At 69.4% G+C, this 21793-nt stretch carries 21 protein-coding genes and 2 tRNA genes; 2 read left to right on the top strand and 21 right to left on the bottom strand.

Annotated elements, in window-relative coordinates:
* Positions 1 to 10: 10 nt before the first annotated feature.
* From deoC to AB0P08_RS06005, 7 genes are all read right to left on the bottom strand, one after another.
* Entirely contained in the window at positions 11 to 1012 is a 1002-nt protein-coding gene (gene deoC / locus AB0P08_RS06035) for a deoxyribose-phosphate aldolase (RefSeq protein ID WP_025105015.1), read from the bottom strand.
* The gene (locus tag AB0P08_RS06030; protein ID WP_060921184.1) at positions 1009 to 1944 is read right to left on the bottom strand and encodes a sugar-binding transcriptional regulator; all 936 of its coding nucleotides are present in this window, start codon (positions 1942 to 1944) and stop codon (positions 1009 to 1011) included. Before AB0P08_RS06030 ends, deoC begins: the two co-directional genes overlap by 4 nt.
* 154 nt (positions 1945 to 2098) lie before the next feature.
* Entirely contained in the window at positions 2099 to 2740 is a 642-nt protein-coding gene (locus tag AB0P08_RS06025) for an ATP-dependent Clp protease proteolytic subunit (RefSeq protein WP_025105017.1), read from the bottom strand.
* A gap of 17 nt (positions 2741 to 2757) precedes the next feature.
* A complete protein-coding gene (locus AB0P08_RS06020) occupies positions 2758 to 3345 on the bottom strand; it encodes an ATP-dependent Clp protease proteolytic subunit (protein WP_025105018.1) in 588 nt (195 codons plus the stop codon).
* A gap of 81 nt (positions 3346 to 3426) precedes the next feature.
* The gene (locus AB0P08_RS06015; protein WP_025105019.1) at positions 3427 to 3921 is read right to left on the bottom strand and encodes a tetratricopeptide repeat protein; all 495 of its coding nucleotides are present in this window, start codon (positions 3919 to 3921) and stop codon (positions 3427 to 3429) included.
* Positions 3922 to 3993: 72 nt separating this feature from the next.
* Positions 3994 to 5457 carry a trigger factor gene (gene tig, locus AB0P08_RS06010; RefSeq protein WP_363588774.1) on the bottom strand — a complete coding sequence of 488 codons (1464 nt, stop codon included), beginning with the start codon at positions 5455 to 5457 and terminating at the stop codon, positions 3994 to 3996.
* Between the two features lie 60 nt (positions 5458 to 5517).
* Positions 5518 to 5591 (bottom strand) — tRNA-Pro (locus AB0P08_RS06005).
* Between the two features lie 94 nt (positions 5592 to 5685).
* Between AB0P08_RS06005 and AB0P08_RS06000 the strand changes: the two genes are divergently transcribed.
* Together AB0P08_RS06000 and AB0P08_RS05995 are read left to right on the top strand one after the other, a co-directional pair.
* Positions 5686 to 5759 (top strand) — tRNA-Gly (locus AB0P08_RS06000).
* A 71-nt stretch (positions 5760 to 5830) separates the two neighbouring features.
* Positions 5831 to 7060 (top strand): hypothetical protein, encoded by a 1230-nt coding sequence (locus tag AB0P08_RS05995; protein WP_363588772.1) that lies wholly within the window; start codon positions 5831 to 5833, stop codon positions 7058 to 7060.
* A gap of 56 nt (positions 7061 to 7116) precedes the next feature.
* Here the strand turns inward: AB0P08_RS05995 and AB0P08_RS05990 are convergent, their stop codons facing one another.
* From AB0P08_RS05990 to AB0P08_RS05925, 14 genes are all read right to left on the bottom strand, one after another.
* Entirely contained in the window at positions 7117 to 7470 is a 354-nt protein-coding gene (locus tag AB0P08_RS05990) for an RNA polymerase-binding protein RbpA (protein WP_025105022.1), read from the bottom strand.
* On the bottom strand, positions 7470 to 7718 hold the full coding sequence (secG, locus tag AB0P08_RS05985) for a preprotein translocase subunit SecG (protein ID WP_025105023.1): 249 nt from the start codon (positions 7716 to 7718) through the stop codon (positions 7470 to 7472). Before secG ends, AB0P08_RS05990 begins: the two co-directional genes overlap by 1 nt.
* An 80-nt stretch (positions 7719 to 7798) precedes the next feature.
* Positions 7799 to 8590: a triose-phosphate isomerase gene (gene tpiA, locus AB0P08_RS05980; RefSeq protein ID WP_025105024.1), complete on the bottom strand. Its 792-nt coding sequence runs from the start codon at positions 8588 to 8590 to the stop codon at positions 7799 to 7801.
* Positions 8581 to 9795: a phosphoglycerate kinase gene (locus AB0P08_RS05975; RefSeq protein ID WP_363588770.1), complete on the bottom strand. Its 1215-nt coding sequence runs from the start codon at positions 9793 to 9795 to the stop codon at positions 8581 to 8583. The genes tpiA and AB0P08_RS05975 overlap by 10 nt, the downstream gene beginning before the upstream one ends.
* Before the next feature lie 10 nt (positions 9796 to 9805).
* Entirely contained in the window at positions 9806 to 10816 is a 1011-nt protein-coding gene (gene gap / locus AB0P08_RS05970; protein ID WP_363588768.1) for a type I glyceraldehyde-3-phosphate dehydrogenase, read from the bottom strand.
* Positions 10817 to 10931: 115 nt separating this feature from the next.
* Positions 10932 to 11558 carry a superoxide dismutase gene (locus AB0P08_RS05965; RefSeq protein WP_025105027.1) on the bottom strand — a complete coding sequence of 209 codons (627 nt, stop codon included), beginning with the start codon at positions 11556 to 11558 and terminating at the stop codon, positions 10932 to 10934.
* Between the two features lie 164 nt (positions 11559 to 11722).
* A complete protein-coding gene (gene whiA, locus AB0P08_RS05960; protein ID WP_187661744.1) occupies positions 11723 to 12700 on the bottom strand; it encodes a DNA-binding protein WhiA in 978 nt (325 codons plus the stop codon).
* A 63-nt stretch (positions 12701 to 12763) separates the two neighbouring features.
* Entirely contained in the window at positions 12764 to 13636 is an 873-nt protein-coding gene (gene rapZ / locus AB0P08_RS05955; RefSeq protein ID WP_187661745.1) for an RNase adapter RapZ, read from the bottom strand.
* A 35-nt stretch (positions 13637 to 13671) separates the two neighbouring features.
* The gene (uvrC, locus tag AB0P08_RS05950) at positions 13672 to 15576 is read right to left on the bottom strand and encodes an excinuclease ABC subunit UvrC (RefSeq protein WP_187661746.1); all 1905 of its coding nucleotides are present in this window, start codon (positions 15574 to 15576) and stop codon (positions 13672 to 13674) included.
* Positions 15576 to 18464, bottom strand: coding sequence for an excinuclease ABC subunit UvrA (uvrA, locus tag AB0P08_RS05945; RefSeq protein ID WP_187661747.1), 2889 nt, complete (start codon positions 18462 to 18464; stop codon positions 15576 to 15578). Before uvrA ends, uvrC begins: the two co-directional genes overlap by 1 nt.
* Before the next feature lie 9 nt (positions 18465 to 18473).
* Positions 18474 to 19049 carry a hypothetical protein gene (locus AB0P08_RS05940; RefSeq protein WP_363588766.1) on the bottom strand — a complete coding sequence of 192 codons (576 nt, stop codon included), beginning with the start codon at positions 19047 to 19049 and terminating at the stop codon, positions 18474 to 18476.
* Positions 19046 to 20353 (bottom strand): DUF58 domain-containing protein, encoded by a 1308-nt coding sequence (locus AB0P08_RS05935; protein WP_363588764.1) that lies wholly within the window; start codon positions 20351 to 20353, stop codon positions 19046 to 19048. The genes AB0P08_RS05940 and AB0P08_RS05935 overlap by 4 nt, the downstream gene beginning before the upstream one ends.
* The gene (locus tag AB0P08_RS05930) at positions 20350 to 21321 is read right to left on the bottom strand and encodes an AAA family ATPase (protein WP_363588762.1); all 972 of its coding nucleotides are present in this window, start codon (positions 21319 to 21321) and stop codon (positions 20350 to 20352) included. The genes AB0P08_RS05935 and AB0P08_RS05930 overlap by 4 nt, the downstream gene beginning before the upstream one ends.
* Positions 21318 to 21791, bottom strand: a complete 474-nt coding sequence (locus tag AB0P08_RS05925) for a hypothetical protein (protein ID WP_363588761.1) — start codon at positions 21789 to 21791, stop codon at positions 21318 to 21320. Before AB0P08_RS05925 ends, AB0P08_RS05930 begins: the two co-directional genes overlap by 4 nt.
* Between the last annotated feature and the right edge of the window lie 2 nt (positions 21792 to 21793).

The raw sequence follows: 21793 nt of genomic DNA, 5'->3' as shown, positions 1-21793 counted from the left end.
GTCGGGTGTCCTAGTCGATCGTGACGTAGTCGGGGCCGGAGTAGTGGCCGGTGGTGAGCTTCTGGCGCTGCAGGAGCACGTCGTTGAGCAGGCTCGAGGCGCCGAAGCGGAACAGGTGCGGCTGGAGCCACTCCTCCCCCACGGTCTCGGCGACGGTGACGAGGTACTTGACCGCGTCCTTCGACGAGCGGATGCCGCCGGCGGGCTTCACGCCGATGCGCTCCCCCGTCCCGCGATACCAGTCGCGCACCGTCTCCAGCATGAGCAGCGTGGTCGGCAGCGTCGCCGCCGGCTGCACCTTGCCCGTCGAGGTCTTGATGAAATCGCCCCCGGCGAGGATCCCGAGCCAGGAGGCGCGCTTGATGTTGTCGTACGTGTTCAGCTCGCCGGTTTCGAGGATCACCTTGAGCGAGGCGTACGAGCCGTCCTCACGGCGGCACGCTTCCTTGACCTGGGCGATCTGATCGAACACCAGCCCGTAGCGGCCGGACAGGAACGCACCGCGGTCGATGACCATGTCGATCTCGTCGGCGCCCGCGGCGACCGCTTCCGCGGTGTCGGCGAGCTTGATCGCGAGGGAGGACCGGCCGCTCGGGAAGGCGGTGGCCACCGCGGCGACCGAGATGAGGCCGTCGTCGGGGTCGCCGTGCAGGCTGCCGAGAGCCTCGACCGCTCCGGCGACCATGTCGCCGTAGACGCACACGGCCGCCACCCGAGGCGTGGACGGATCCGCCGCATCCGGGTTCTTCGCCTTGGCGACGAGCGAACGGACCTTGCCAGGGGTGTCCGCCCCCTCCAGGGTGGTCAGGTCGATCAGCTTGATGATCGTGTCGAGTGCCCATGCCTTCGACGTCGTCTTGATGGAGCGCGTGCCGAGGCCGGCAGCGCGCTGCTCCAGCCCGACGGCGTCCACGCCGGGGAGGCCGTGCAGGAAACGACGGAGGGTCGCGTCGTCCGGCTCACCGCCGAGGACGTCCACCGCCGTCCTGCGGCTGAGTTCTGTCGTCGTCACTGTTCCTCCAACAATGCTCGTGCTGTGGTCTCATCGGTCACCAGGACCCCGCACAGGCCGCTGGTCACGACCGTGCGCGCGATGTCGTGCTTGGCGGGGCCCGCCGTCACGAAGATGGCCCGCGCGGCACCGCGCAGGCGGTCGAGCGAGACGCCGACCGTGCGGGCGTCCAGCTGCGGGTCGACGATGTTGCCCTCGGCGTCGACGTAGCGCCCGAGGACGTCGCCGACGGCACCGCGACGTGCCAGCTCCTCCACGTCGGCGGCCGTGAGATAGCCGTTCTCGACGTGGGCGGAGGTCGCATCGCACGGTCCGGCGGTGAACAGGAACGCCTGGGCGTCCGCCGCCTCCTCCAGCACGGCCGCGACGGTGCGGTCGCCTTCGATGGCCTGCTTCGTCTCGACGTGCTCCAGGATCGCGGGGCTCGGCAGCAGCGAGACCTGGCCGGACGCGCGCTGGGCGATGGTCACCGCGAGTCCTGCGGCCCCTCCCGAGCGCCGGTTGAGGCTGACACCGCCGTTGAGCTGCACGACGGTGACGCCGTTCGCCCAGCCGTCGGGCAGGGCCTCGGCCACGGCGCGGAGGGTCTTGCCCCAGCTCACGCCGAGCGTGCGCGGAACCGGACGGAGGGCGGTCAGGAAGTCGGCGGCCGCCTGAGCGACGCGCTCCAGGGTGCCCTCGTCGCCCTCCGGCGAGGGGACGACCACCGCGTCGGTCAAGCCGAACCGCTCCACGAGCTCGCGTTCGAGGCCGAGCCGACGGGCGCGCGGGTGGACGATCTCGATGCGGACGATGCCGCGCTGACGCGCCTGCGTAAGGAGGCGCCCGACCTTCCAGCGGGAGATCTTCAGGAGACCACCGATCTCGTCCTGCGTCTTGTCCTCGTCGTAATACAGCTCGGCGACCCGGACCATGAGCAGATCTTCTTCCACGGTGTCCTCCTTCCTCCTCCAGGGTAGGCCGGATTCAGCGTTCGCGCACCCATCTGCTCATATGCGCAGTCCCGCCATCCTCCCGCGCGCATTCGCCGGAGACGCGAGAAGGACGCCCGTCGATTCGACGGGCGTCCTTCTCTGCGGGTGCGGACTACGCGCGCTTGCGCGAGGTGAGCACCTGGTCGACGATGCCGTACTCCAGCGCCTCGTTGGCCGAGAGGATCTTGTCGCGATCGATGTCGCGGTTGACCTGCTCGACCGGCTTGCCGGTGTGACGGGCCATGGTCTCCTCCAGCCAGGTGCGCATGCGGAGGATCTCCGCCGCCTGGATCTCGATGTCGGAGGCCTGACCGTGGCCGGCCTCCCCCATCGCCGGCTGGTGCATCAGCACGCGCGCATTCGGCAGGGCGAGACGCTTGCCGGGGGCACCGGCCGCGAGCAGCACGGACGCGGCCGAGGCCGCCTGGCCGAGCACGACGGTCTGGATCTGCGGCGCGACGTACTGCATCGTGTCGTAGATCGCCGTCATCGCGGTGAACGAGCCACCGGGCGAGTTGATGTACATGGTGATGTCGCGCTCGGAGTCCTGGCTCTCCAGGACGAGGAGCTGTGCCATGACGTCGTCGGCCGACGCGTCGTCGACCTGCACGCCGAGGAAGATCACGCGGTCTTCGAACAGCTTGTTGTACGGGTCCTGGCGCTTGAAGCCGTAGGCGGTGCGCTCCTCGAACTGCGGCAGCACATACCGGCTGGAGGGCAGGTTTCCGGCGGACTGGAACGTGGGTGTGTACATGGTGTCCTCTCGAATCCTCACTCGACGCCCGTGCCGCCGCCGCCGGTGACGTCGCTGGCGTGCTCGCGGATGTGGTCGACGAAGCCGTACTCGAGGGCCTCCTCCGCCGTGAACCAGCGGTCGCGGTCGCCATCGGCGTTGATCTGCTCGACGGGCTTGCCGGTCTGCGACGCGGTGATCTCGGCGAGGCGCTTCTTCATCGACAGGATGAGCTGCGCCTGGGTCTGGATGTCGCTCGCGGTGCCGCCGAAGCCGCCGTGCGGCTGGTGCAGCAGCACGCGGGCGTTCGGCGTGATGTAGCGCTTGCCCTTGGTGCCGCTCGTCAGCAGCAGCTGGCCCATGGACGCGGCCATGCCGATGCCGACGGTGACGATGTCGTTCGGCACGAACTGCATCGTGTCGTAGATCGCCATGCCCGCGGTGATCGAGCCGCCGGGCGAGTTGATGTAGAGGTAGATGTCCTTCTCGGAGTCTTCGGCGGCGAGAAGGAGGATCTTCGCGCAGATCTCGTTGGCGTTGTCGTCTCGCACCTCCGAGCCGAGCCAGATGATGCGGTCCTTCAGCAACCTGTCGAAGACGCTTGTCGCGACGAGGGGTTCAGCCATGTCAGCTCCTGCTTCCGTGTTTCAGTGATTCGAATCTACCGGCGCGCGCACAGCCCCTAGGTCGTGTTCGCCGTCGGCATATCAGGTGTCGCTGCCGGCGATCTCGTGCGCGTACGCCGTCATCGACCGGTGGTAGCGCGGCAGGTGCGGGACGAGCGCGAGGATGGCCACCGACAGGCCCTGCGCGGGCCGGCCGGCACTCGCGAGGATGAGGGCGTGCACCACCGCGACCGCGTCCCGATACGGACCGTCCGCCGCGATCTCCTCCTCGGCGCGGATCACCCGCAGCGCCTCGTCGTAGTCTCCGAGGTTGCGCAGCGAGCTCGCGAGCTGGATCACGCACTGCGGGCGATGCTCCTCGTCGAGGCCGAGCGCCAGGGCGCGACGGTACAGCTCCACGGCCTCCGCCGGGCGTCCCGCGGAATCGCGGGCACCGGCGCGCTCGAACTCGGCCCTGGCGTCGTCCGCACCCCGCTCGGCGGCGAGGGCGTCGATGCGCGCGATCGTCTCGTCGCCGACCTCCTCTCCGGAGGCCTCCGCCCACACCTGCTCGATGCGGTCGTCCCAGCTCGTCATCCCGTCGTCCTTCCCTCGATGAGAAAGAGGGCGGATGCCGCAGCACCCGCCCTCTTCACTCGACCGTGCCGATCACTCGGCGGTGTCGGCGTCCTTCTTGGCCGGAGCCTTCTTCGCCGCCGGCTTCTTGGCGGCGGGCTTCTTCTCCGCAGCGGGCTTCTCGTCCGCGTCGGCATCCTTCTTGGCGGGAGCCTTCTTCTTCGCGGCCGGCTTCTCCTCGGCCTCGGCGGGCTTCTCGTCCTCGGACTCGGCCTCGTCGTCGGTCACGACGAAGTCGGAGAGGTCGACGGCCTTGCCGTTGGTGTCCACGACCTTGACCTTGCCCAGGGCGATCGCGAGCGCCTTGTTCCGGGCGACCTCGCCGACCAGCGCGGGGAGCTGGTTCGAGGACTGCAGCGCCTCGACGAACTCCTGCGGCGCCATGCCGTACTGCGCGGCGGACTGGATGAGGTACTGCGAGAGCTCCTCCTGCGAGACCTGCACGTCGGCCTGCTCGGCGATCGTGTCGAGCAGCACCTGCGTGCGGAACTGCTTCTCGCTGGCCTCGGTCACCTCGGCGCGGTGCACGTCGTCCTCGAGACGGCCCTCGCCCTCGAGGTGGTTGTGCACCTCGTCCTCGATGAGCTGCGGCGGGACCGGGATCTCGATCTGCGCGAGCAGCGTCTCGACGAGCTTGTCGCGGGCGGCGGAGCCCTGCGTGAAGACGCCCTGCTGCTCGACGCGCTCGCGCAGGCTGTCGCGCAGCTCTGCGATGGTGTCGAACTCGCTCGCGATCTGCGCGAACTCGTCGTCGGCCTCGGGAAGCTCGCGCTCCTTGACGGCCTTGACGGTGACGGAGACCTCCGCCTCCTTGCCGGCGTGGTCGCCACCGACGAGGGCGGAGCGGAAGGTGGTGTCCTCACCGGCGGTGAGCGACTCGATCGCGTCGTCGATGCCCTCGAGGAGCTCGCCGGAGCCGATCTCGTAGGAGACGCCCTCGGCGCGGTCGATCTCGCTGCCGTCGATGGTGGCGACGAGGTCCAGCTCGACGAAGTCGCCCTTGGCTGCGGGGCGGTCGACGGGGATGAGCGTGCCGAAGCGGGCGCGCATGTTCTCCAGCTCGGCGTCGAGGGCGGCCTCGTCGGCCTCCACGGCGTCGACCTCGAGGGTGATGCCCGCGTAGTCGGGGAGCTCGATCTCCGGGCGCACGTCGACCTCGACGTCGACGAGCAGGTCGCCCGAGAAGTCCTTCTCGTTGGGCCACTGCGTGATCTCGGCCGACGGACGACCGACGATGCGGAGCTTGTGCTCGGCGGTCGCCTCGCGGAAGAACTTGTCCAGGCCCTCGTTGACGGCGTGCTCGATGACGGCGCCGCGGCCGATGCGCTGGTCGATGATCGGAGCCGGCACCTTGCCCTTGCGGAAGCCGGGGATCTGGACGTCCTGCGCGATGTGCTCGTAGGCGTGCGCGATGCTCGGCTTGAGGTCGTCCGGGGTGACCGTGATGGTGAGCTTGACCCGGGTCGGGGTCAGCTTCTCGACGGTGCTGTTCGCCATGCTGGTGTGTTCTCCTTGTGGTTTCCGCGCGGAACGCGGCTGAAAGGTCGTGGGGTCGAGTCGGGGCGACAGGAGTTGAACCTGCGACCTCCCGCTCCCAAAGCGGGCGCTCTACCAAGCTGAGCTACGCCCCGGGGAATCCGCACGCAGATTCAGCCCCATCGAGTCTAACGGACAGGAGCACGCCCGACCGTCCGCTATGATCGATGGAGTCCGGACTCCGGTTCCGGGGGTGTAGCTCAATGGTAGAGTCTCAGTCTTCCAAACTGATTGCGCGGGTTCGATTCCCGTCACCCCCTCCACGTCGTCACCTCGGTCGAATACGCTGACAGGATCAGCTCCCGACCGGAAGGCCTGCCGAGATGAGCGCCTCGTGACCGCCCCTCCGCCGTCGGTTGCCGCGACCGCCATGGTGCCGGCTCCGGGTGGGCATCGCCTCCCGGCCGTCCTCTCCTCCCCGTCCGGCGTCCCCCGGCCGCCGCGCGACCGGCGATCGCTCAGGGGCGTCCTCGCCGGCACCGTCGGCACGGTCGCGGTGTTGACCGGTCTCGGCATCACGCAGCTCGTCGCGAACCAGGGATACGACGAGGCCGCCAGCGGGGTCGAGGACGCCACCCGATCGGTGACCGCCCAGCAGACGGAACTCCGGCAGCGGACCGCCGATCTGATCGCGGCGACGGATGCCGGCCATGTCATCATCGACACCGGCGCGCCCGCCCTCGCCGTTCCCGAGGACCTCTGGGCGGCCCTGGACTCCGCCGTGGCGGAGGGCGAGACCACCGGCGGCGAGGCCGAGGACGTCCTCGCGACGCGGCTCCCGGCCGACGAGACGAAACCCGGCTGGTTCTGGGACCTCTTCGCCGCGACGAGCCGTCTCGCCGAGGACCAGCGCATCCTGCGCGACGTCGCCGAGTCGATGGACAGCGCCTCCACGTCCGCCGCCGCGAGCGTGGACGCGGTCCGGACGAACGGCGTGGCCGTGCTCACCACCGCGGCCGAGGCCGCCGGCGCCTTCGAGAGCGCGCATCCGTCGACCCGCAACGCCGCCGTGATCGCTCTGCGCGGAGCCGCCGCGGATGCTCTCGCCGTCACCGAGGTCGACGACGCGGCTGCGGCCGCCTACGTCGCCCTGCAGAAGGCGGCCACCGATGTCGTCGCGGCCGAGGACGCGGAGCTCGCGGAGAAGGCGGGCCCACTGCGGAACGCCCGGCTCGAGGTCGAGGCCTTCGCCCGCTCGCTCGCGCCCGGCGTCCTGTTGGAGTTCGACTGGGCACCCGTCGTCAACGGCGCCGGGTACAACGGCAGCATGGGCGGCTACACCACCTGGTGGTGGGACGAGCCGGGACGCGCGGTCATCGAGCTATCGAACTCGGTCGCGGAGCAGTGGCCCGCAGAGCGCAGCAGAGCGCTCGTCGCCCACGAGGTGGGTCATGCCATCAGCGTGAAGTGTCAGGACATGTACGACTCGTCCACGCAGGACAGCATCGAGAAGTGGGCGACGGCCTGGGCCATCAGCATGGGCTTCACGGACGACGCCAACGGCGTATGGGCCTACGGGTATCCCCCGCAGAACTACATCGACGCCGCGGCCGGCTGCCGCTGAGACGGAAGAAGCCGCCGTGATCATCACGGCGGCTTCTCCTCTCACTCAGTCGGCGGTCACTGACCCCGACGCTCGCGCAGCTGAGTGAGGGCGTCCTCCAGGAGCTGGACGGCCTCTTCGTCCGTCCGGCGCTCCTTCACGTAAGCGAGGTGCGTCTTGTACGGCTCGGCCTTCGCGACGGCGGGAGGGTTCTCCTTGTCGCGCCCGGCCGGGAGACCCGACTGCGGGTGGTCGATGATCTCCGGGATCTCCTCCTCGGGGAGGCCGGCGGCGAAGTAGCGCACCGTCTCGTTGCCGAGGCCGTCCCAGTACGACACCGCGATGCGGTCGGCGTGATAGCCGTGGTCCTGCTCCCCCATGGGACCGGAACCGACACGGGTACCGCGGATCGCGTTTCCACCGGTAGCCATCAGATCACCTCGAACTTCGTGATGAGGCCGAGCGCCACGATGGCGATGAACCACGTGAGCGCCAGGACGACGGTGAAGCGGTTCAGGTTCCGCTCCGCGAGACCGGAGGAGCCGACCGCAGTGGTCATGCCGCCGCCGAACATGTCGGACAGGCCGCCACCGCGACCCTTGTGCAAGAGGATGAGGAGAGTCAGCAGGACGCTGGTGATGCCCAGCACGACCTGCAGGACGAACTCGAGAATTGCCACGGAAAGAGCCTTTCGCTGGGGCCGGAGCGCCCCCGTAACGGTCAAGTATACGGTGCAGCGGGGCCGGAGCCCCGCCGCACTCACACGCCGACGTGCTTCTCGAAACGGATGATCGCCGCGAACTCGTCGACGACGAGGCTCGCGCCGCCGACCAGAGCGCCGTCCACGTCGGGCTCGCGCATGAAGCTGGCGATGTTCGCCGCCTTGACGGAGCCGCCGTAGAGGATGCGGGTGCGCGCAGCCGCCTCGTCGCCGAGGACCTTCGCGATCACGCCGCGGAGCGCCGCGCACACGTCCTGCGCCTGCTGCGGCGTGGCCGCCTGACCCGACCCGATGGCCCAGACCGGCTCATACGCGACGACGATGTCGGCCGAGGGCGAGACGCCCTGCAGCGCGGCCTCGAGCTGTCCAGCCGGAACCGCGCTGGCGCCGAACTTCTCCAGGTCCTCCGCCGTCTCACCGACGCAGATCACCGGGGAGAGGCCGTGCTTGAGAGCAGCCTTCACCTTGCCGGCCACGATCTCGTCGGACTCGGCGTGGTACTCGCGACGCTCGGAGTGCCCGATGATGACGTACTTCGCGTCGAGCTTCGCCAGGAACGCCCCGGAGATCTCGCCGGTGTACGCCCCGGAGTCGTGCGCCGAGACGTCCTGCGCACCGAACGCGAACGGGATCTTGTCCGCGTCGATCAGCGTCTGCACGCTGCGGATGTCGGTGAAGGGCGGGAAGACCGCCACCTCCACGGATCCGTCCTCGTGCTTGGCGTCCTTCAGCGTCCAGTGCAGCTTCTGCACGAACGCCACCGCCTGCAGGTGATCCAGGTTCATCTTCCAGTTGCCCGCGATCAGCGGGGTACGGGAGCTCACGCCCATCCGAGGACCTCCAGCCCAGGTAGTTTCTTGCCCTCGAGGAATTCGAGGCTCGCGCCGCCGCCGGTCGAGATGTGCCCGAACTGGTCGTCGGTGAATCCGAGCTGACGGACGGCTGCGGCGGAGTCGCCGCCACCGACCACGCTGAGGCCGTCGACCTCGGTCAGCGCCTGCGCGACCGCCTTCGTCCCTGCGGCGAAGGCCGGGAACTCGAACACGCCCATCGGGCCGTTCCAGAACACGGTCTTCGATCCGCGGATGACCTCGGCGAAGCGCGCCGCGGTGTCCGGCCCGATGTCGAGGCCGATGCCCGACGAACCGAACGCCGTCTCCTCGATCGCGTCCGCGGCGGCCACCTCGTGGTCCCCGTCGGCACCGAAGGACGCGGCGACGACCACGTCGGTGGGGAGCACGAGCTCCACGCCGCGCTCGGCCGCCTCGGCGATGTATCCGCGCACGGTCTCGAGCTGGTCCTCCTCGAGGAGGCTCGACGCGACGGCATGCCCCTGCGCCTTCAGGAAGGTGAAGAGCATGCCGCCGCCGACCAGGATGCGGTCGACCCGCGGGAGCAGGTGCGAGATGACTCCGAGCTTGTCGCTCACCTTGGACCCGCCGAGCACCACCGCGTACGGCCGCTCCGGATTCTCCGTCAAGCGGTCGAGCACGTCGAGCTCGGTCGCGATCAGGAGGCCGGCCGCCGAGGGCAGCAGCTTCGCGAGGTCGTAGACGCTCGCCTGCTTGCGGTGCACGACGCCGAAGCCGTCGGACACGAGCACGTCGCCCAACTCCGCGAGCTGGGCCGCGAAGGCACCACGCTCTGCCTCGTCCTTCGAGGTCTCCCCCGGGTTGAACCGGAGGTTCTCGATCACGACGACCTGGCCGTTCTCGAGGGACGCCACGGCGTCCTTCGCGGCTTCGCCGACCGTGTCGCCCGCGAAGGCGACCGGTGCGCCGAGCAGCTCGGACAGTCGCTGCGCGACCGGCTCCAGGCTGAACTGCGGATCGGGCGCGCCGTCGGGGCGTCCGAGGTGCGAGCAGACGACGACGCGGGCGCCCGCGTCGATGAGGGTCTTCAGGGTCGGCAACGAGGCGCGGACACGGCCATCGTCCGTGATGATCCCGTCCCGCAGGGGGACGTTCAGATCACAACGGACGATGACGCGCTTGCCCTCGAGCGAACCCAGTGAGTCCAGGGTGCGCAGAGTCATGTGTCGGAGCTCAGATGCGCTCGGCGACGTACTCGGTCAGGTCGACGAGACGGTTGGAGTAGCCCCACTCGTTGTCGTACCAGCTCGAGACCTTGATCAGGTTGCCGCTGACGTTGGTGAGCGTGGAGTCGAAGATCGACGAGTGCGGGTTGTGCACGATGTCGCTCGACACGATCGGGTCCTCGTTGTACTGCAGGTACCCGGCCAGGCGACCCTCGGCCGCGGCCTTCTTGTAGGCCTCGTTGACCTCGTCCACCGTGAGGTTCTCGCGGTCCGTGATGAGGGTGAGGTCGACGATCGAGCCCGTGGGGACCGGCACGCGGTACGACGAGCCGCTGAGCTTGCCGTTCAGCTCGGGCAGCACGAGGCCGATGGCCTTCGCAGCACCCGTCGAGGCCGGCGTGATGTTGATCGCGGCGGCGCGGGCGCGGCGGAGGTCCTTGTGCGGGCCGTCCTGCAGGTTCTGGTCGGCGGTGTACGCGTGGGCCGTCATCATGAAGCCGCGGTCGATGCCGAAGGCGTCGTTGAACACCTTGGCCAGCGGCGCGAGGCAGTTCGTGGTGCAGGAGGCGTTGGAGATGATGTGGTCCGTCTCCGGGTTGTACGTCTCCTCGTTCACGCCCATGACGATGGTGCGGTCGTCACCCGTGGCCGGAGCCGAGATGAGGACCTTCTTCGCACCGGCCTCGATGTGCTTGCGCGCGGCGTCGGCGTTGGTGAAGAAGCCGGTGGACTCGATGACGATGTCCACGCCCAGCTCGCCCCACGGGAGGTTGGCGGGGTCGCGCTCTGCGAAAGCCTTGATCTCCTTGCCGTCGACGGTGATGCTGTCGTCGTCGTACGTGATCTCGGCGTCGAGGACGCCGCTGACCGAGTCGTACTTCAGCAGGTGCGCCAGGGTCTTGTTGTCGGTGAGGTCGTTGACCGCGACGATCTCAAGGTCTGCTCCCTGCGCGAGAGCTGCGCGGAAGTAGTTGCGTCCGATGCGGCCGAAGCCGTTGATACCGATCTTGACAGACACTCAGGTCTCCCTGTTTCTCATGCGCCGAGCGCCGCCGTCGAGCGTGCGCCATGCGCGGGTTTTTTGGCTGAGATGGCGCCCCGACGAGCCGTGGGCCCGCCGGGACGCGACCCGATTACGACAGTACCAGCAGGCCGTTCGTCTGCTGACGGGCGACCTCGAGGCGCTGGGCGACGTTCTCCCAGTTGGCGATGTTCCACGCGGCCTTGACGTAGTCGGCCTTCACGTTGAGGTAGTCGAGGTAGAAGGCGTGCTCCCACATGTCCAGCTGGAACAGCGGGATGGTGCCCTGCGCGGTGTTCGACTGCTGGTCGAACAGCTGCTGGATGATCAGGCGCGAGCCGATCGAGTCCCAGCTCAGCACTGCCCAGCCGGAACCCTGGATGCCGGTGGCGGCGGCGGTGAAGTGCGCCTGGAACTTCTCGAAGGAGCCGAAGTACTCGTCGATGGCGGCCTTGAGCTCGCCCTCGGGCTGGCCGCCGCCGTTCGGCGAGAGGTTGGTCCAGAAGATCGAGTGGTTGACGTGCCCGCCGAGGTTGAAGGCGAGGTCCTTCTCGAGCTTGTTCACGTTCGCGAGGTTGCCGCTCTCACGGGCCTCGGCGAGCTGCTCCAGGGCCGTGTTGGCGCCCGCGACGTAGGTCGCGTGGTGCTTGTCGTGATGCAGCTCCATGATCTTGCCGCTGATGTGCGGCTCGAGAGCGGCGAAGTCGTAGGGAAGGTCGGGGAGCGTGTAGGTTGCCATATCGCATTCATCCAATCCGCGCCGCGCCGCGGCGCTTGCCGATGCTCCGCGTCGCCGATGTGCGACGGAGAGCGGACGACTTTCATCCTACTGACGACAACGCACCGGGTGTCCGGATCCTTCCGGGGGTTGACACGCCGTCCCGGGAGACGGTGGCAGCCGGGTCAGACGTCGAGCCCCGCGGGGACCGCGGCCTCGGTCCCCGGGATGCCCTCCTGCTGCGCGCGCTTGTCGGCCATCGCCAGCAGGCGGCGGATGCGGCCGGCCACGGCGTCCTTCGTGAGCGGAGGGTCGGCGTGGTGGCCGAGCTCGTCGAGGCTGGCGTCGCGGTGCGCGAGGCGGAGCTCGCCGGCCACGCGGAGGTGATCGGGCACCTCATCGGCCAGGATCTCGAGGGCGCGCTCGACCCGGGCGCATGCCGCCACGGCGGCCTGCGCGGAACGGCGGAGGTTCGCGTCATCGAAGTTGACGAGTCGGTTCACACCGGCGCGCACCTCACGGCGCTGCCGCAGCTCCTCCCACGCGAGAGCGGTGCGCTGGGCACCCATCTCGCTGAGGATGGTGCGGATGGCCTCTCCCTCGCGCACGACGACGCGAGGAAGCCCGCGGACCTCACGCGCCTTCGCGGCGACACCGAGGCGGTGAGCCGCGCCCACGAGTGCCATGGCCGCCTCGGACGACGGGCAGGCGACCTCGAGCATGGCGGAGCGGCCCGGCTCGCTGAGCGAGCCGGCGGCGAGGAAGGCACCGCGCCAGAGTCCGGCGACCTCGGCGCGGGAACCCGTGGTGAGGCGGTTCGGGAGCCCGCGGACCGGGCGGCGTCGCTGGTCGAGAAGCCCCGTCTGGCGGGCCAGCGTCTCCCCCTGCGCGATGACGCGGACGGCCCACCGGGCACCGTCGTTGGCGGTGCTCGACTGCACCTGGGCGATCTCCGGACGGACGCCGTAGATCTCGGCGAGGTCTCGGGCCACACGACGGGCGAGGGTCTCGGCATCCACCTCCGCCTCCACCGCCACCCGGCCGGCGATGGAGTGCAGGCCACCGGCGAACCGGAGGATGGCCGTCACCTCAGCGACGCGCACCGTGGGGGGTGCATTGCGGATGCTGACGAGCTCAGCCTTGACGTCGGTGGTTAGTGCCACGAGACTCCTTCACGTTCACGCGCCGGGTCGCGACGCAAACCTCCAGCTTACTCGGTCGGGGGCCTATTCCCTGCCGAGGTCACGGTGGCGGACGTTGACCGCGACGCCCGGGATTCCCGCCAGTCGACGGGCGAGCTCCTCGGACATGGCGACCGAACGGTGCTTGCCGCCCGTGCACCCGATGGCGATCGTGGAGTGGCTCTTGTTCTCGCGCTGGTACCCCTCGAGGACCGGCACGAGAGCCTTCGCGTAGGCGTCGAGGAACTCCTCCGCGCCGTCGCGGGAGAGCACGTACTCCCGCACCGTCTCATCCTGTCCGGTGAGACCGCGCAGGTCCTCGTTCCAGTACGGATTCGGCAGGAAGCGCATGTCCGCCACGACGTCCACATCGGTGGGAAGCCCGTATTTGAACCCGAAGCTGAGAAGCGTGACGCGGTGCCGGGCCTCGCCCTCCTCCGAGAAGATGTCGGACACCTTCGTCGCCAGCTGATGGATGTTCAACGCCGTCGTGTCGATCACGAGGTCTGCCGCCTCGCGGATCGGCGCCAGCCGGGTGCGCTCGATGCGGATGCCGTCGAGAAGCGTCCCGTCGCCCTGCAGAGGGTGCGGACGACGCACCGCCTCGAAGCGTCGGACGAGCACGTCGTCGGAGGCGTCGAGGAAGAGCACGCGGATCGATCCACGGGTGCGCAGCACTCGCGCCACGCCGGGGAAGTCGTCGAAGAGGTTGCGACCGCGGACATCGACGACCGCGGCGACCTTCGGCAGCGAATCCCCGCCCATGCCGGTGAGGTCGAGCAGCGGTCGGAGGATCTGCGGCGGCAGGTTGTCCACGACGTACCAGCCGAGATCCTCCAGCGCGTTCGCGACCGTGGTGCGACCGGCGCCGGACATCCCGGTGACGATGAGGAACTCGCCCTTCTCCCCGTCAGACATCACTCACTGCTCCTTCTCCCCCTCGGCCTCCCAGCCTAGCGAGTGGACAGGTGCGTATGGATGTTCTGAGCCAGCACCGGGCCGATCCCCTGGACCTCCTGGATCTGGTGGGGTTCGGCGGCGCGCAGCGCGGTGACCGAGCCGAAGTGCTTGAGGAGGACCTTGATCCGTGAGGCCCCGAGACCGGGGACCTCGGCGAGCACCGTCGTGATGTCCTTCTTGCGCTTCTTCCGCTGATGGACGATGGCGAAGCGGTGGGCCTCGTCACGAAGCCGCTGAAGCAGGTAGAGCGATTCGCTGGTCCGCGGAAGGATGACGGGGAAGTCGTCGCCGGGGAGCCATATCTCCTCCAGGCGCTTGGCGATGCCGCACACGGCGATCTCGGTGTGCCCGGCGTCGCGGAGGGCCCGCGCGGCGGCCTCGACCTGGGGCTGCCCGCCGTCCACGAGCAGCAGCTGCGGCGGATAGGCGAAGCGAGGCTTGCGGCGTACCCCCGCCTCGCCGACGTCTTCCGCGACCACCTCGTCGGTGGTGGGATCGACGGTCTCCTGCTCCTCCGGGCGGTCGAGGTAGGCGAGCCGACGACGCAGCACCTGGTACATGGAGTCGGTGTCGTCGGTCGTCTCCGCGATGTTGAAGGTGCGGTACTGGTCCTTCCGCGGAAGACCATCTTCGAACACGACCATGGACGCCACGACATTCGTGCCGCCGAGGTGCGAGATGTCGAAGCACTCGATCCGGAGCGGCGCCTCCTCCATACCCAGCGCCTCCTGCAGATCGGTGAGCGCCTGGGTACGGGCGACGTAGTCGCTGGTACGCCGGGTCTTGTGCCGGATCAGCGCCTGCTGCGCGTTCAGCGTGGCCGTGCGCATGAGATCAGCACGCTGACCACGATGCGCCACCGCGATCTCGACCTTCCGGCCTCGGCGTTCCCGCAGCCACACCTCGAGCTCGGACGCATCGTCGGGGAGCACGGGCACCAGGATGCGACGCGGCACGTCCTGAGCTTCCCCGTACGCCTGCTGGAGAACCTGCTCCACGAGCTCTCCGCCCGTGATGTCGATCTCCTTCTCGATCGTCAGAGCACGCACGCCGCGGACACGACCTCCGCGGATGACGAAATGCTGCACGGCGGCCGCGAGTTCGTCCTCGGCGATACCGAACAGGTCCGCGTCCTCGTCCGCGGGCAGCACGAGAGCGCTCTTGCCGAGCACGGCCTCGATCGCCGAGAGCTTGTCGCGGTACTTCGCCGCCGCCTCGTAGTCCATGGCGGCCGACGCGGCGAGCATGCGCTGGGTGAGTTCCCGGGTGAACCGCTCGTCGCCACCCGCCATGAAGGCGACGAAGTCGTCGACCATGGCCCGGTGCTCCTCGATCGACACCGTCATCGAACACGGCCCGCCGCATTTGCCGATCTGCCCCGGGAAGCACGGGCGTCCCGTCTGCATCGCCCGCTTGTAGCTCGCGTCGCTGCACGTGCGGATCGGGAACGCCTTGATCATCAGGTCGATGGTCTCGTGCACCGCCCAGACCTTCGGGTACGGGCCGAAGTAGCGGGCGCCGGGGATCTTCCGGTTCCGGGTCACGAGCACGCGCGGCGCCTCGTCCCCCATCGTCACGGCCATGAACGGGTACGACTTGTCGTCCCGGTACTTGACGTTGAACGGCGGATCGAACTCCTTGATCCACATGTACTCGAGCTGCAGCGAGTCGACGTCCGTGGGCACGACCGTCCACTCCACCGACGCCGCGGTCGTCACCATCCGGCGCGTGCGCTCGTGCAGCGTCCGCAGCGGAGCGAAGTAGTTCGACAGCCGCTGACGGAGGTTCTTCGCCTTGCCGACGTACAGCACGCGGCCGTTGGCGTCACGGAACCGGTACACCCCCGGGTCGGTCGGTATCTCGCCGGCCCGGGGTTTGTACGGCAGGACGTCGGCCATCAGCTGGCCTTCCGCGCAGAGCGCCCCTCACCCAGGATCTCGGCGAGGAACTGGCCGGTGTGGCTCTCCTCGACCCGCGCGATCTGCTCCGGCGTGCCGGTGGCGAGGATCGTGCCGCCGCCGGAGCCGCCCTCGGGACCGAGGTCGATCACCCAGTCGGCCGACTTGATCACGTCGAGGTTGTGCTCGATCACGATGACCGTGTTGCCCTTGTCGACCAGACCGTTCAGCACCTCGAGGAGCTTGCGCACGTCTTCGAAGTGCAGACCCGTCGTCGGCTCGTCGAGCACGTAGATGCTCCGACCGTTGCTGCGGCGCTGGAGCTCGGTCGCGAGCTTCACGCGCTGCGCCTCACCGCCGGAGAGCGTGGTCGCCGACTGCCCGAGGCGGACATATCCCAGCCCCACATCGACCAGCGTCTTCATGTAGCGGTGGATGGCCTGGATCGGCTCGAAGAACTCGGCCGCCTCCTCGATCGGCATCTCCAGCACCTCGGCGATGTTCTTGCCCTTGTAGTGCACAGCAAGGGTGTCGCGGTTGTACCTCTTGCCGTGACACACCTCGCAGTCCACGTACACGTCCGGGAGGAAGTTCATCTCGATCTTGATCGTGCCGTCACCGGAGCAGGCCTCACAGCGTCCGCCCTTGACGTTGAAGCTGAAGCGCCCGGGCTGGTAGCCGCGGACCTTCGCCTCGGGTGTCTCGCTGAAGAGCGTGCGGATGCGGTCGAAGACGCCGGTGTAGGTCGCCGGGTTCGAGCGCGGGGTGCGGCCGATCGGTGCCTGGTCGACGTGCACGACCTTGTCGAGGTTGTCGAGCCCGGTCACGCGCGTGTGCTTGCCCGGCACCGTCCGCGCCCCGTTGAGTCGCGAGGCGAGCACCTGGTACAGGATGTCGTTCACGAGGGACGACTTCCCGGATCCGCTGACGCCCGTGACCGCCGTGAGCACGCCGAGCGGGAAGTCGGCCGTCACGTTGCGGAGGTTGTTGGCGCGTGCGCCCACGACGCTCAGCATGCGCTTCTTGTCGATCTTCCGGCGCTTCGCCGGCATCGGGATCTCCCGACGGCCGGAGAGGTAGTCGCCGGTCATGGAGTCGGTGTCGGCGAGCAGCGCGGAGTAGGGCCCGGAGTGGACCACGGCGCCGCCGTTCACGCCGGCGCCCGGACCGATGTCGACCACCCAGTCCGCCGCCTCGATCGTCTCCTCGTCGTGCTCGACGACGATCAGGGTGTTCCCCAGGTCGCGCAGAGTGAGCAGTGTCTCGATGAGTCGACGGTTGTCGCGCTGATGAAGGCCGATGGAGGGCTCGTCCAGCACGTAGAGCACCCCGGTCAGGCCGGAGCCGATCTGCGTCGCGAGCCGGATGCGCTGCGCCTCACCACCCGACAGGGAGCCTGCGGAGCGGCTCAGGTTGAGGTACGACAGCCCCACCTGAAGGAGGAAGTCGAGACGCAGGCGGATCTCACGGAGCACCTGGGCGGCGATCTTGGCCTCGCGCTCGGTGAGCTGCAGCTTCTCCATGAACGCCCGGGCGTCCGCGAGACTGAGGTGCGAGACCTCGGCGATGGAGTGACCGTGCACCTGCACGGCCAGCACCTCGGGCTTCAGCCGGTCGCCGTTGCACACGGGGCACGGAACCTCGCGGAGGTACTCGCCCCACCGGCTGCGCTGCGTGTCGGATTCGGCCTGCAGGTACTGGCGCTCGATGTAGGGCACCACGCCCTCGAAGCCGGACGCGTACCGCATCTCACGGCCGTAGCGGTTCTTCCACTTGACGGTGACCTTGTAGTTCTCTCCGCGCAGCACCGCTTCCTTGACGTCGGAGTGCAGGTCCCGCCACGGGGTGTCGAGGGAGAAGTCGAGGTCTCGCGAGAGTCCCTCGAGCAGCCGCTCGTAGTACTGGAAGAGCCCCTTGCCCTGGGTGGTCCAGGGGATGATGACGCCTTCGCGGATCGAGAGGTCCTCGTCACCGAGCATCAGGTCCACGTCGACGGACATGCGCGTGCCGAGGCCCGAGCACGCGGGGCAGGCGCCGAACGGCGCGTTGAAGGAGAACGTGCGCGGCTCGATCTCCGTGAGGGTGAGCGCGTGTCCGTTGGGGCACGCCAGCTTCTCCGAGAAGGTCTGCCACGCGTCGTCGCCCTCGCCGTCCACGTAATTGATCTGCACGACGCCACCGGCGAGCCCGAGGGCGGTCTCCACGGAGTCGGTGACGCGCCCGAGGATGTCCGGCGAGGCGACGAGACGGTCGACGACCACGGCGATGTCGTGCTTGTAGCTCTTCTTGAGCGTCGGCGGCTCGGCCAGCTGGATGAGCTCGCCGTCGACGATCGCGCGCGAGTAGCCCTTCGCCCCCAGCTCGCGGAAGAGGTCGACGAACTCGCCCTTCTTCTGCGAGACGATCGGCGCCACGACCTGGTACCGGGTTCGCTCCGGAAGCTCCATGAGCTGGTCGGCGATCTGCTGCACCGTCTGGCGCTGGATCTTCTCGCCGCAGACCGGGCAGTGCGGCACGCCGATACGCGCCCAGAGCAGGCGCATGTAGTCGTAGATCTCGGTGATGGTGCCGACCGTCGAGCGCGGGTTGCGGTTCGTCGACTTCTGATCGATCGACACCGCCGGGCTCAGCCCCTCGATGAAGTCGACGTCCGGCCGGTCGACCTGGCCGAGGAACTGCCGGGCGTAGGCGCTCAACGACTCGACGTACCGGCGCTGCCCCTCGGCGAAGATCGTGTCGAAGGCGAGGCTGGACTTCCCCGATCCGGAGAGGCCGGTGAAGACCACCAGCGAGTCGCGGGGGATGTCGATGTCGACGTTCTTGAGATTGTGTACGCGGGCGCCGCGGACACTGAGTTTTCCTGGGGAAGCAACGGGGACGATGGGCACCGAACAAGTCTACGAGGGGCCACGGACATCGGCTCCGAGAACGCCGTACGCGCCTGGTGCGGACGCCGCCGCGCCCGCCCGTCTCGCCGCACGGAGGGCGACCAGGATCCCGCTGAGCAGCGCCGCCGCGGCGAACGGAGCCAGGATCACGACCTCGGGGGTGCCCGGCCGCTCGGCGAGCAGCCAGACGCCGAACGCCAGCGGCTGCGCGATCAGCTGAACGGCGAGGAAGCGGCCGGCACTCGGAAGCAGGACGGACAGGGCCACGCCCGAGGAGAGCGGCACCACGAGGCTCAGCGACGCGCATACATGCAGGGCATGCACGAACAGCAGAGCCAGGGCGGTCCGGGAGGGATCCGGTTCCGAGAGGATCACGCCGAACGGGAGGCAGGCCAGCGCCACCCAGGCGGCGAGACTGCGGGGGATCGCGACGGCGACGGCAGCGGCGAGCACCGCGATGCCCTGCCACAGCGGGAAGGGGATCAGGAGCAGTGCTCCCCCGGCGGCCAGGGCGACCACTGCCAGCCGGAGGACGGCCCCCGGGACCGCGACACCGGCGCGGAAAGAGCGGACGGCGCGAGTCATCGGCGCCCCTTCCCGCGACGCGCAAGACGGCGGGCGGCACGGCGCATCGCGGCATCGACACCACCGGACCACGGCACCACCTCGATGCCGGCATGTCTCAGCTCGGCCAGGACGTCGGTGCGCTCGGCGAGCAGAGTGCGCAGGGCGATCCGCTGCTCGCGACTGAGGCGGCTCTCCTCGGGAGTCGGAAGCACATCGACGGCGACGACGGCGTGGCCGGCGGCGCGCCAGCTGGTCGCCAGCCGTGCCGCCACCCCGTCGACGAACGTCGAGAGCACGAAGACGATCGACCCTGGCGGCACGGCCGGGGACCGCCGATAGGACGGATCGGTGCCGATGCCGGTCGCGGCGATCGCGCGGCGCACACGGGCGAGGTGCCGGGCGCCACCGCCGGAGGGCAGCGAGAAGCCGTCCGGAGAGAGCGCGTGATAGGCCACGCGGTCGCCCACGCCGATCGCCGCGGTGGCGATGGCGAGGGCCGTTTCCCGCGCGAGATCGAGTGAGGTCACTCCGGAGCGATCGGGGTCGCCGCTCCCCCACGCGGCCACGGCGGCACCGAGATCTTCGGCGGTGTCGATCGCGAGCACGACCGACGAGTCGCTCAGCGCGTCGTCCCTGCGCACCAGGAGATCTCCTGGTCGACGTGCGGCGCGGGCGGTCGCGCGCCAGTCGACCCGACGGAGCTCGTCTCCGGGGACGAAGGGCTGGATATCCCGGAAGTCGCCACCCTGCCCCGGGCGGGAACCCGGATGCGACCCGTGCAGTCCGGTGAGCCGCGGCGCCACCGGGAGGCTGCCGATCCGCACCGCGCGCGGCGGCGCGTTCCAGGCGAGCGCCGTCCGAGGGACGATATCGGAGACCCACGCGCCGTCGAGACTCGACCCCCGCAGGGTCACGGCGAGCGGCTCACTCGGACCCGAATGCTGCAGCACGCCGCGCGCCGTGAGACAGGCCGTTCCCGGTCGGACATCCACGAGACCGGTTCGCCGCCCGTCCTGATCCACGGCGATCTGCACCGCATCCGCCGCCAGCACCACATCCGCGGCGGTCTGCACTTCCGGGCGATCGACGCTGCCGGCGGCGTGCGCGCGCAGAGCGATTCGCGCTTCTCCGGGGCTCGGGCGGCGGAGGAGCGCCCACGCGGCGGCCAGCGCCAGCGGCAGGCCGATGGCGACGACATCCGGACGGGAGAAGGCGAGCCCCACCGCGGCGATGATCGCCGCGCCGCCGATGCCGAGAGCGATGACCGGCGTCCGCCGCCAGGCGACCGCGGTCGCCGTCTGCACCGCCGCCTCGTCCGTCACGGGGCCGCCGCGACGGTCGGAGGCACGGCCGTCCGCGCCAGGGCCGCGTCGACGACCGTCCGCGGGTCCACTCCCTGTGCCCAGGCCTGCGGCGTCAGGGTCAATCGATGCGCGAGGACCGGCACCGCGACGCGCTTGAGGTCGTCCGGCCGTACATATGCCCGCCCGTCCAGCGCGGCGAGCGCGCGTCCGAGGAGGACGAGCGCCTGCGAACCACGCGGGGAGGCGCCGACGGCCACCGTCGCCGCCTTGCGTGTCGCCCGCGTGAGCTCGACGCCGTATCGCACGACATCGCGGTCGACGTGGATGCCCTCGACCGCTGCGTGGATCCGCCGCAGGCCGTCGGCGTCCACCACGGGCTCGACCTCGATATCCGGGCTCTGCCGCTCCACACGGTCGAGGATGATCCGCGCTTCCTCCTCCGGCTGCGGGTACCCCACCGCGAGCCGCACCATGAAGCGATCGAGCTGCGCCTCCGGCAACGCGTACGTCCCCTCGTACTCGATCGGGTTCGATGTGGCGATCACGTGGAACGGACGCGGGAGCGGAAACCTGTTGCCCTCCACCGTCACCTGGTGCTCGGCCATCGCCTCGAGCATCGCCGACTGTGTCTTCGGCGTCGTCCGGTTGATCTCATCCGCAAGCAGCAGTCCTGTGAAGATCGGACCGGGGCGGAAGGCGAAGTCCCCGGTGGAAGGTGCGTAGACGTACGACCCGGTGACATCGCCCGGCAACATGTCGGGTGTGCACTGCAGCCGACGGAAGTCCAGCCCGAGCGCACCCGCGAGGCTACGCGCGGCGAGCGTCTTGCCGAGGCCGGGAACGTCCTCGAAAAGCACGTGGCCGCCCGCCAGGATCGCGGCCAGCGCGATCGTCAGGGGCTCGTCCATCCCGACGACGGCCGTCTTGACGCCCGCGAGCACGCGGCGTCCGACATCGGCGATCTGCGTGGTTTCGTCGGTGGTCATGCTGTCTCCTCCGTGTCGATGGGGATGCGGTCGAGGGCGTCGAGGACGCGCTGGATGTCCACGCGTTGCACTTCTCGCGCATGCAGGGAGGCGCGGACACCGTCTCCCAGCACCGCGTCGATACGCGGGTGGTCCTGAGGGTCATCGAGGTCGAGCCCGAGATGCGCGAGGCGCCGACGGACCACGCCCTGCACGCGTCGGACGACGACATGGCCCGCGACGCCGGTGCGGGTGTTGATCGCCCACGCCAACCGCGACACGTCCGAGCCACGGCCCTCCGCTCGTGGCGCCTCCGGCGGCCACACGACCACCTCGTCGACGAAGGCCTGGCGGGTGGCCGCGACGATGGCGAGCAGGATGAGGGTCCATGCGACGGCGAAGGGGGCGGGCACTCCCAAGATGAGCATCACGATGAGAAGACCAGCGGCGATGAGGGCGCTGAGGAGAGCCAGGACGATCCTCCCTCTCATCG

The organism is Microbacterium meiriae (genome assembly GCF_040686935.1).
GTDB lineage: Bacteria > Actinomycetota > Actinomycetes > Actinomycetales > Microbacteriaceae > Microbacterium > Microbacterium meiriae.
This window is presented reverse-complemented; position numbering and strand designations above follow the sequence as displayed.